Origin of the sequence: Ventosimonas gracilis (genome assembly GCF_001580025.1) — a bacterium.
Taxonomy (GTDB): domain Bacteria; phylum Pseudomonadota; class Gammaproteobacteria; order Pseudomonadales; family Pseudomonadaceae; genus Ventosimonas; species Ventosimonas gracilis.
Window position 1 is genome coordinate 1 of record NZ_LSZO01000169.1, and the last position, 10,985, is coordinate 10,985.

A 10,985-nucleotide genomic window follows, 5' to 3' on the forward strand; every position below is an offset into this window, starting at 1 on the left:
AAAATTGCCTGAACTCGTCAAATCCTTCTTCAGACAGCCAGAATGCCTATATATAAAAATGTGACTTTATTTTATGAAAATTTAGTAACAACCACCCTGGTTATAGCTTTCAATGACTTTAAAGTAATGGCGTTTAAGGATAAGCCGGTCATTGGTGCGGCGGATCAGCGGCGTATTGATATTGACCGCTTTTTTAATGGAATAATCCCCTTGCGTGAAGCTGGTTAACAGTGCGCGACTTTCGCCCATAAAATCAATCAGATTATTCATAAACAGGGAACAACTGCCTTTTTCCGGCATGCTGGCGATATAGCTTTCGGCATTTTTATCGAATTCCAGAATATCCTGCTCCAATTGCCTTTTAATAGTAAGGCGCTGTTCATTATCCATCTCCTGATTATCGTAAGCGGCAAACCAATCGGCAAAACCTTGATAAATGCGTCTGGCATAATAGAGAGCGGTTAAGCGGTGTCTCGGTGATGAGCCTGGTTTATATTTATGCAAGGTATTTAAAAGTCGGTGGTCTTCGACCTGTTGCAGGGCGGCGCTAAAATTGTGCTGCGCCGTGGCGGTCGCTTTAAGCAATGGCAGCAATTGCCTGCACAACGAGCCAAGCGCCGCGCCGCCATCATTTAACCCGTTTTTATTGTTACTGTAATCCGTCAGTTTTTTATCCAGCGGCAATAAGGCGTTAATGCTATTGAGATAATCCAGAGCCGGTTTATCCAGCGCATGTTCGCCGGACATGGCGAGCGCCCCTTGCAGATGATTTTGCAGACTTTGCAGGTCATCACTGAAATAATAAAAATCATTAAAGTCATAATCTTGTTGGAGCATGGCGTGAACTTGCCGGTAACGCGAGGCAAAATCGCCAAAAAATTCCGCATCGCTGCGACGATAGGCATTGTATTTTGCATCACTCTGTTCTTCGGCAGAAAGCACCTGCCCAGCCGGGAGGACAGATGCTTGTTTATCCTTGCAAGCGACAAGCGCCAATAACAGGCCGCACAGCAAAAGCAGCAGGATGGATTGTTTCATCGTATCTCCTGGAACCTAAGTACTGCGCAATAGCAATAAGACAATGACTGCAAAGACTACTGATACATCTCCTGATGGATGACTGCTGTTGTAGGTTATCTTGACGTTTAACAGTACTCAGTGCAACGCTGCTAATCGGTATTTAAGCGATGTTCGTATTCGGCCAAAAAAGGCTGCGGCATACCCAGACGATGGCTGTAGATAAACGCATAACTCAGCACGTTTTGCACATATTGCCGGGTTTCGTTAAACGGGATGCTTTCTACCCAAATATCCCAAGGCAGATGGTCTGCATTTTGCAGCCAACTGCTCACGCGCGAGGGTCCTGCATTGTAGGCGGCTGAGGCGAGCACACGGCTGCCGCCAAATTGCTCCTGTAATTGCGCCAAATAGGCTGTGCCCAAGACGATATTGGTCGTTGGGATCAGGATGTCTCGGTTATTTTTAAGCGCAATGTCAAAGCGCCTTGCCGTTTCGCGGGCGGTTTTAGGCATTAGCTGCATCAGGCCAAGTGCTCCCGCGCTGGATTTGGCATCGAGGCGAAAGGCGCTTTCTTGCCTGGCAATGGCAAAAACCCAGCTCGGGTGCAGCTTGCGCTCGCTCGCCACCTGTTTTAGCTCGCGCTGCCAAGGCAGTGGAAAGCGCAGTTCCAAATCGTCCCAATATTCAGCCAGTGCCAGCGTGCGGATGGTTTGGAAATACCATTGCCGCTGATAAGCCAGCCGAGCCAGCGCGACCTGCTCGGCTTGCGGCAAATAAGCCACTGCGTTGTACCACTCTTGCCAAGCGGCGTTTTCTTCGCCACGGGCGAAAAATTCCAGAGCACGTTTCACCGCTGCGCGGGTTTGTACTTTTTTTAGCGCCTGTGCCTCGCCGGGTAGCGGACGGTGATTAAGCTGCATGGGCAGTCCCAGCAAGTCTGCCGCCATAAATTCATAGAAACCGCGCCCTTCGGCCAGCACTCGGTAAAGTTCGGCGGATTCTTGATTATCCGGCTGCGCCAGTTGCAGGCTGCGTGCGCGCCAGTAGCGCCAGCGGCTGCTACTGGCAAGTTTTTCGGGCAGGTATTTGATGTATTGATGCGCCTCAGCAAAGCGCCCAAGGCGTAGCAGCAGGCGAATGCGCCATTCGCTAATGTCGTCATCCGCAAGACCCGGAGCATATTTATTGAGGATGTCGAGCGCCCGCGGGTCAAAACGCTTGGCGAGCGTCAGGCCAAAGGTGCGCGCCAAGTCGAGACGGGTTGCTTCAAAAAAACGCTGTTTTTTGCTGTACTGCTCAAGTAGCGCCAGTGCTTTTTCCGTATCTTCGCGCAGCAGGCGGCGCAGCCCCAAGGCCACTACATCGCCCATTGCTCCAGTTGTGTTGGCAAAGCGGCCGGTTTGTATGACTGTTCTTGGTTTCTGCGCGACTTCCACCAGTAGCGCGGCTTCTTTTTTCAACGTTGTTAAATCATGCGCCAGATAACGCGCCAAGCTGTAATTGCCCGCTTCGGTGGCGAGTACCGCTCGCTGCCAGATTTGCGCCTCCCTCATGCCGCCCATTTTGCGCCAAAGCACAAACAACGTATCGCAGGATTCATGCTGCGAGCGACCGACCAGCCAGAGTTTTTCGGTTGCGGCAAAGCCTGCTTTTTTATCACGCAAGCTGAGCAAATAGCGGGCGTGCAAGCAGTCCAGCTCGGCAAAGTTCAGTTTTTCATCGTAATACTTGACGAAGGTTTTCCACTGCCCGCGTTCGGCCAGCCAGCGCAGCCAGCGCAGTTTCATCCAGTTGATTTGCGGCAAGTCGGCATTGGCGGCGAGAAAGGCTTCAACTTCCTCGTTACTGGCGTATTTAAGCCGGTTGGTTAGCTCGTCATAGGCCAGATGAGGCAGCAACGGGTAATCCGCCAAGGCTTTGGCGTATTGCTGATAAGGTTTACTGTCACCTCTGGCAAGCGCCGCTTTGGCTTTGTTGTAATACTGGCGCTGCTCGGCCAGTGAGACTGCCCAAGCCATCTGGCTGCCAGGCAGAACGATAAAAAACCACAGCAACAGGCGCAAAAGATAACCGGACATACCGTTTTTATTAAACAAAACAACACATTCCATTGTTAAATAAAGCGCACAGCTTAGCCGCTCGCCGGGAGCCTGCCAAGCACCCTATCCCTTAAGCGCATCTCCCAGAAATGCCAAACAGTGCACAGATTTACCCCTTCGCCCTCTTGCCGGAGAAGGGCTTAAGGGAGGGGAAGTAGCCGCTATTGGTCTGGCTTGGAACTAGAAGGGATAGGCGAGGCTTGGCATCCAGTGTTGCCAGATTTGTTTAAGCTGCCCGTTTTGTTTGAGCGCGACCAAGGCATTATCGACCTGTGTGAGCCAATCGCCCTGCCCTTTTTTGACTAAAGCTCCCCAAGGATTATGGGTGGGGCAAGTAAAGGCAATGGCAAGGTCAGGTTGCTCGGCCAGTGGCACCAGTGCGACATCGTCATCGATAAAGGCATCGACTTCACCGACACGCAGGGCTTTAACCATATCGCCCATTACATCGCCGGTGTTGCCGTCAAAAGGCACGCGGATGCAGCCCGCAAAGGTTTCGGCGAGTGCCATGTTGAGGCTGCCGGCAATGGCGGCGACACGCTGGCCTCTGAGGTCTTCTTTGCTCTGAATAGGGCTGCCGCGCAGTACCATCACCGCTTCGTCAAAGACAGCGTAAGGCGCGGTAAAGTCGGCCAAGGTTTTACGCAAATCGGAAATGCCCTGCCCGCACAGTAGCAAATCGCCTTCGCCCTTATTCAGGGCCGGGTAAAAATCCGCCCAATTGCGGTAGATAAATTCGGTTTTGCGGCCTAATTGCTGACCTATGGCGCGTGCGAGGTCGGCTTCAAAACCGTGGCGCTTGCCTTGTTTATCGCGCCAGAACAGCGGCGGCGCGGGCAGGTCGGCGCAGATGACTTTTAAGGTTTGCATGGGGCTGCTCCTTGGGTTTTGTGTTTTGTTTGCCCTCTCCTCGCGTGCGGGAGAGGGGCCGGGGAGGATTTATGGCAAATAGTCGGTATACATGTGCCGTTCCCATTCGGTGACGACGGAGCAAAAACGTGCCCATTCGTCGGCTTTCAGGTCGCGGTAGAGGTTTGCGAGATCGGCTGGGAAGGCACTGAATATCAGCGGGTCGTCTTCAAAGGCTTGCACCGCTTCGCCTAAGGTGAGCGGTAGACGCGTGCGTTTTTCCACGCCGCGCGGCACGCTGTCGCTTCTATCCGGCTCGCCGGGGCTGAGCTTGCGCTCCAACCCGTCACGCATGGCGGCTAGCAGCAAGGTATGGGACAGGTACGGATTGACGCTGGCATCGGGGATTTTGTATTCCAGCCTTCCGTTGGCGGACAGACGCACGGTGCAGGTTTTATTATCCATACCCCAATTGAGCCGATTCGGTGCGAACAGTCCGGCATCCCAATAGCGTTTGTAGGAGTTGACGGTCGAAGCCATTATCAGCATCGAGCCAGGCGCGTGGGCGAGGACGCCGCCCAGGGCGTGCAGGCCGGTTTCGGTTAGATGCAGTTCGCGCCGTCCGGGTTCGGCCAGGACGTTTTCGTCGCCTTTCCACAGGCTGAAGTTGTGGTGACAACCATTGCCCATTGCGCCGGTGGTGGGTTTTGGCATAAAGCTCGCTTTTACGCCGAACTCGCTGGCAACCTGCCGACAAATTAGCCGATACAGCATCATTCGGTCGGCGGTAGTTTCGCAGGAATCAAACATCCAGTTCAGTTCCAGTTGGCCGGGGTCTTCATAGTCGCCCTCAATCATATCTAGCCCCAAGGCGCTGGCGTATTCGATCACCCGTTTGAAGATGGGACGCATCAGCTCCAGATTGCCCATGTGGTAGGACGGGCTGGCACCCGGGCGCACGTGGACTTCCAGTTTGTCGCCAAGCCAGGACATTTCCGGCTCGCAGCCGGTTTTAAGGCTGAGGCCGGTATCTTCGCTAAAGCGCAGGTGGCTGCGATAAAGCAGGCCACGGCAATCGGTAGCGAGTGGCTGGCCGCCGATTTCGTGGATATGCTCCGGCTCGTACAGGCGACAGAAAAAACTGCCGACTGAGGCATCCCAAGGCAGCACGTTAAAGCTGTCGATGTCCGGCATGGCGGTAAATTCCGCCGCTTGCGCACCGCCGCCAAACAACGAGCCTTCGCGGCTGGCTTGCAGGTCGCAAATGGCGGTGCGGTGGCAGTTGATGCCTTGTTCCAGATTGCGCAGCAGATGTTTGGCGGGCACCACTTTGGCGAGCACGCGACCACTAACGGTCACGCTGCTGTAGTAGAGATACTGCACGCCAGCATCGCGGATACGTGCGGCGATTTCGGCGGCAGCGTCGCTTTGGGTGTTTTGTTCCTTGTGACAATCAAGGGCGCTCATAGAAAGTCTCCGTTATTGGCGTTGGAATGGACGATTGCGGCATTTTTGAAAATTTAAGATATGGATTTATTGTTTTTATTGCATGGCAGTTTTCTCCACAAATAGCGGCGGGCGCTTGTTTATAACTGCGTGAGCAGTGTTTTAAGCCAATCCTGCGCGACTTCCCCGGGCAGTTCGCCGCTGGTGGCATCGTGCAGCCCGCGCTCGCCGACCTGGCTTGCGCCTAACTCGGTTAATTGCGCGGCGATTAAGGCGCTGCCTTGGTTGTAAGTGGCGTAAAAGCTGTCACCCAGGCCAAATATGGCAAAGCGCAGTCCCGACAGATTGGGCTGTTGTTCGCTTAAATTTTGCGCAAAGGGCTGTGCACTGGCGGGCAGTTCGCCGTCCCCGTAGGTCGAACAGACGATTAGATAAAGGCCATCCGGCTCAATAAGCTCGCTCACATCCAATTGCGCCATATCCTGCACGCTAACCTCAAACTCGCGGCCTGCCGCTTCGGCGAGGTCATCGGCAACCATTTCGGCGTTGCCGGTTTCGGTGCCAAACAAGATATGCAGCTTCATGGTTGTTCTCCTTGAGGTGAAATTCCGGCAACTGCCAGCATTTGGACACGCTCTGTGATTTTCTGGCGCACCCGTCCGGCAGGGGCGCATTGCTTTTCCTCTGTGTCGATACGCTGCCAGCCGCTGTAGTCGGTGCAGTTTTTAAGCAAATCCTCAGGCAGTGCGGCAACACCGGCTTTAGCGCAAGGCAATGCGCCGCGCTCAACCTCGGCAATAATCGCTTGGCTGACTTGTTTGGCATCTTGGCGATTTTCCGCAATGGTGCCGGTCGGGCCGCGGCGAAACCAGCCGACGCAAAACAGCCCGTTATCCAACAGGCCGCGCTCTAAGTTGCTTTGTTCCGTCATTAGCGTTTCACGGCACAGTGATGAAGGATGCTCGGTAAAACCAATCGCGCTAATCAGGCTGTCGGCTTGCAGATGCAGTGTTTGTCCATCTGCACGGGTAAAGCGCATGGCTTCAACCCGTGAGCGGCCAATAATCGCTTCGGGCTGCCAGCCAAAATAAAAAGTCACTGTGCAACGGGGATTAGCGGGGTGAAGGGAGCAAAGTTCGGCTAAAGCGCGTACCCGTGCATCTTCTGGATTATCCAGCATTCCTTCCATTTGAAAAGCTACGCCTTGGATTTTGCCAAGTTCACGCAGCATCAGCGGGTCAAACTTGGCGGCAGCGGCGGTGGAGCGCACGACCATTGCAAGCTGTGTGGGCGGGGAGTTAAGCAGTCCCTTATCGTGCAGATGGGGATGCAAGTCCGAACCCTGCCAGTCGTGCGCGGGCTTGATAAGCAGGCGCAGCACATCGATAGCCACATTGCCGCCGCCGATAATCAGGCAGCGCTCGCCAAACTCGGCGACAAAATCCGTCTCATCGGGATGAGCGTTGATATGACGGGTCAAGCGGCCAGCTCCATAAACCTGCGGCAAGTCCTCGCCGGGAATGCCAAGCGAACGGTCGCCTGCAAGCCCGCTCGCCAGCAGTACCACATCAAAAGCACTGCGCAAATCGGTAAGTGCCAGGTCGCGGCCAATCTCCAGATTGCCTAAAAAGCGGATATTGTCCCGCTCAAACAAGCGGGCAAATTGCGCCGTTACCGCTTTAGTGCCTTGATGGTCGGGGGCTACGCCGTAGCGCACCAGCCCATAAGGCACGGGCAAGCGGTCAATCAACACAATTTGCGCTTCTTTCCAGTGTTTTCGCAGCATTTGTGCGCTGTAACAAGCCGAAGGCCCGCTGCCGACAATGGCAATGCAAGGCTGTGCTGTGTTCATGGCTAGTGCACCCTGTCAAAGCTGATCGGCAGATGGCTAAGGCCGGTATTACCGCTATCCGGCAGCCAGCTTGGCTTGCCGTCAAGCCGTGGATTTTTTAAGCGGCGGGCGAGTAGCGCGAGCGCTTCGGTCATATCGCCACGGGCGATAAAGTGGCCGATGCAGTGATGCGTTCCCGCGCCAAAGCCAAAGTGCGGCAGGCGCTTGGCGGTAATGTCAAATTCGGGATTGGCAAAGGCGGCCGGGTCAGTACCGGCCGCGTGGGTAAACAGGTGCAAAGTAGTGCCTTGCTTGATGTGCAGCCCTTGAAACTCAAAATCTTCCAACGCCTCGCGCGTGACCCAAGTGGTAGTGGGGCGAATGCGCATGATTTCTTCGACCGCATTGCGTGCCAGTTCCGCTTGCTGCCCGAGCAATGACCATTGCTCAGGATGGGCGAGGAAGGTCTCCATCCCAAGCGACAGTTGATTGCGCGTGGTATCGATGCCGCCGAATATCGCCAGCACAATCATGTCATCCAGTTCGCTGTCGGACAGCGCGTTTTTATCGGCCTCGTTGGCACGAATCAGGCTGCTTAAAAAATCCTCGCCCAAACCGGCTTGCTTGAGATTGGCAACCGCGCTGCGGGCGTAGCCGAACATCTGGTCAGTCGCCGCGTTGATACGCGCCTCATCCTGCTTGTAGGTCACGCCCAGCGCTTGCCCCATTTCTGCGGCCAGATGGGAAAGTTCACGCCAGGCCGCAAGCGGCAATCCCAGCAGACTGCAAATCACTTGAGTGGCGTAGGGTTCGGCAAACTGATGGACAAACTCGCAGCGCCCGTCCTCGATAAAATCATCAATCAGCGCATTAGCCAGCTCTTGAAAGCGTGGCACCATCTGCTTGACCAACTTGGGCGAAAACGCCGGATTGGCGAGGCGACGCAATCTGGAATGGTCTGCCCCCTCACGCCCCAGCAGCATATCCATCCACCAGCGGGCAAAACTGCCGCTCGCTTGATTGTGTGCAGGCCAAGCGTAACTGCCTTGGCGCAGGTGCAAATCGCGCAGCAGCTTGTTCACCTCGTCATAACGCAGCACGGCAATGCCGTAGGGCGTGCGCGCAAACCAGCTCTTTTCCCGCGCGGCCATTACCTCGGGCGAGCGGATGGAAAAGGTCGGATTGGCGACATCCAGATAAGGCGCGGTGGCAAACAGTTCAGCGGAAGAAGTCATCAGGATTTCCTTTGCTATTGCCCATCTGTCGTGCAGGGCTTTTGTTGTGGATGTGCCGCCCCTCAAGATTTTGCCAACAAGGCAGCGCTTTCAAAAACAATATAAAATATGGTTTTATATTTTTCAAGATTTTTAACGGCTGTCAATAGCCCAATGGGCGGCTGCGAAAAATCCCACCCATTGCACAAGAGCGGCCAGTACGCGAGCATGGGCAACCTTGCTCGCGCTGGCCGCACAACATAAATTCATACAATTTAAGAGGAATACCCGATGAAACCTAGCCGTGCCCTGATACTGACCCACGCGGCGAACGATGTATTAGGCAGCCTACCGGAACTGCTTGCCGAACAGGGCATTACCGTGCATGTCACTGATGTCTTTGCGCCCCTGCCAGCCCCATCAAGCCTTGACCTGCTGATCGTCATGGGCAGCCCCGAATCGGCCTACGACCACCGCCTGCCTTGGCTGCCAAAAGAACTGGCTTGGCTTAAAGAGGTGCAAAAACACGGCGTGCCGACGCTGGGCATTTGTTTTGGCAGCCAGATACTCGCCCGCGTGCTGGGCGGCGAGTGCTACCGCAACCACGCGCCGGAAATCGGCTGTCTAGAGCACCAATGCTTAACCGACGATTGGCCGCACGGCGGGCCTTGGCTGGATTTTCACTTTGATGCCTTTCGCGTGCCGCCAAACGCAACGCTGCTCAGCACCACCGACATGGCACCGCAAGCCTATCGGCACGGGCGCTCGCTGGGCGTGCAGTTCCATCCAGAAATCACCACACCGATGTACGACAGCTGGATTAACGAATGGCTCACCGTTGAGGCAGGCAGGCGCTTTCACGCCCAATCGGGTGAACTGCTGGAGCGTATCCGCGAACAAATCCAAAGCAACGAAACCCGCAACCGCGACAATTTCAGGCGGCTGCTTGGGGATTTTTTACAGCAAGCAGGATAGCCCTTGCTCTAGGGTCTGTTCCCGTTTCAATAGTATTTTTATTGGGTCTTAAGGCTCAACTGCTGTTCTTTGTATTTCGCTTTCGGGAGTGTTTTGCATTTGCTCTTCGACCCATTGTTCATCCACGCGCGGGTCGAGGGCGGTGGAAAGTGGAGAGCGGTTGAGGTCTGCCGGAACGGCAACGTGTTGCAGCGGCGCGTCGCTGGCTTGGTACAGGTGGGTGACGCTGGCCGGGCGTACGCGCAGGGCGAGTAATAAAGCGCACAGGCTGGCGAAGACGTACAGCATGTTTGCGCCGTAAAGGCGCATTAACAAACCACAGAGCAGTGGGCCGATGCAGGCACCCACGCCGTAGGTGACGAGCAACATGGCGGAGAGTTCAACACGCCGTTCGGATTCCATATGGTCGTTGGAAAAGGCAACCGCCAGCGGGTACAGGCAAAACTGCAACAGGCAGACGGTAAAGCCGCAGGCAAACAGTAGCGCCAGCGGGATGCTCGGCAAAAAGGCGAGCGGCAATGCAGCGATGGCAAGCAGCAGCGCTGAGGTAAAAATCAGCAGGGCGCGGTCGTAGCGGTCAGACAGCCAGCCTAATGGCGCTTGCGCAAGCAATCCGGCCAGTACGCAAATGCCCATAAACCAACTGATATGTTTGGTATCTAAGCCCTGGCGCATGGCATAGAGCGGGGCGAGGCCGTAGAACGCACCAGTAATCAGGCCGGAAATCAGCATGGTGGTCAGCGACTGTGGCACGCGCTTAAAGAAAAACATCGGTGAAAAAGGCACCACGCGCAGCGGTTTGGGGTGCAATCGACCGGTCAAGGCGACCGGTACCAAGCACAGTGCAAAACACAGAGCGACCAGCAGCAGCAAATCCACGGCAAAATCGGCTTGCAGGCGCAGCGCCAGTTGCCCCAGCACTTGGCCGGAAAAACTCGCCAACATGTAACCTGCAAATACTTTGCCGCGCACGCGGGCTTCGGCCTGTTCGTTCAGCCAGCTTTCGATGACCATGTATTGGCACATCAAGCCCATGCCAATCAGCACGCGAAAGGCGAGCCACAGGTACAGCTCATCGATCAGCCCATGCGCGAGGACTGCCGCCGTCATTACCCCGGCACAGGCGACATAGGCACGGATATGGCCGACTTTGGCAATCAGCCTATGCCCTACCCTGCCGCCGATGACCAGACCAAAGTAGTTGGCCGCCATCAGCGCACCGACCCAAAAATCCGCCGCGCCGCTTTCGGCCAGATGCAGTCCCAGATAGGTATTGAGCAGGGAAGAGCCAATCAGCATCAGCAAAGTGGCGAAGTACAACGTGCCAAAGGCTTTCCAGATAATACGCATGCAAGGGGCTTGTGGTATGGGCAAAGATGGTGTCCCGGGCGAGGGTCGAACTCACAACCTTCCCCTTAGGAGGGGGATGCTCTATCCAATTGAGCTACCGGGACGGCAAAGCGGGCATGGTACTTACCTGCTTAAAGCAAAAACAAGGTTGCCAGGCCAAGGAAGATAAAAAAACCGCCGCTGTCGGTCATGGCGGTAATC

Annotated in this window: 9 protein-coding genes and 1 tRNA gene; 1 reads left to right on the forward strand and 9 read right to left on the reverse strand. The window is 55.2% G+C overall.

The genetic code is table 11. From position 1 onward, the window contains the following. Positions 1-81: 81 nt before the first annotated feature. The 7 genes from AXE65_RS08890 to AXE65_RS08920 form a co-directional block, all read right to left on the reverse strand. Positions 82-1,038, reverse strand: coding sequence for a DUF3829 domain-containing protein (locus AXE65_RS08890; protein ID WP_068391080.1), 957 nt, complete (start codon positions 1,036-1,038; stop codon positions 82-84). A gap of 131 nt (positions 1,039-1,169) precedes the next feature. Beyond that, entirely contained in the window at positions 1,170-3,098 is a 1,929-nt protein-coding gene (locus AXE65_RS08895; RefSeq protein WP_068391096.1) for a transglycosylase SLT domain-containing protein, read from the reverse strand. A 201-nt stretch (positions 3,099-3,299) separates the two neighbouring features. Continuing rightward, entirely contained in the window at positions 3,300-3,989 is a 690-nt protein-coding gene (locus tag AXE65_RS08900) for a substrate-binding periplasmic protein (RefSeq protein ID WP_068391083.1), read from the reverse strand. Between the two features lie 69 nt (positions 3,990-4,058). Next, on the reverse strand, positions 4,059-5,435 hold the full coding sequence (locus tag AXE65_RS08905) for a glutamine synthetase family protein (RefSeq protein ID WP_068391085.1): 1,377 nt from the start codon (positions 5,433-5,435) through the stop codon (positions 4,059-4,061). A gap of 119 nt (positions 5,436-5,554) precedes the next feature. Further along, positions 5,555-5,998: a flavodoxin domain-containing protein gene (locus AXE65_RS08910; protein WP_068391089.1), complete on the reverse strand. Its 444-nt coding sequence runs from the start codon at positions 5,996-5,998 to the stop codon at positions 5,555-5,557. Beyond that, on the reverse strand, positions 5,995-7,266 hold the full coding sequence (locus AXE65_RS08915; protein WP_068391090.1) for an FAD-dependent oxidoreductase: 1,272 nt from the start codon (positions 7,264-7,266) through the stop codon (positions 5,995-5,997). Before AXE65_RS08915 ends, AXE65_RS08910 begins: the two co-directional genes overlap by 4 nt. Positions 7,267-7,268: 2 nt before the next feature. Continuing rightward, a complete protein-coding gene (locus tag AXE65_RS08920) occupies positions 7,269-8,480 on the reverse strand; it encodes a cytochrome P450 (RefSeq protein WP_068391091.1) in 1,212 nt (403 codons plus the stop codon). Positions 8,481-8,750: 270 nt separating this feature from the next. Between AXE65_RS08920 and AXE65_RS08925 the strand changes: the two genes are divergently transcribed. Further along, positions 8,751-9,434, forward strand: coding sequence for a type 1 glutamine amidotransferase (locus tag AXE65_RS08925; protein ID WP_068391092.1), 684 nt, complete (start codon positions 8,751-8,753; stop codon positions 9,432-9,434). Positions 9,435-9,482: 48 nt separating this feature from the next. Here the strand turns inward: AXE65_RS08925 and AXE65_RS08930 are convergent, their stop codons facing one another. Then, positions 9,483-10,784 (reverse strand): MFS transporter, encoded by a 1,302-nt coding sequence (locus tag AXE65_RS08930; protein ID WP_068391093.1) that lies wholly within the window; start codon positions 10,782-10,784, stop codon positions 9,483-9,485. A gap of 27 nt (positions 10,785-10,811) precedes the next feature. Then, positions 10,812-10,888 (reverse strand) — tRNA-Arg (locus AXE65_RS08935). Positions 10,889-10,985 lie beyond the last annotated feature (97 nt).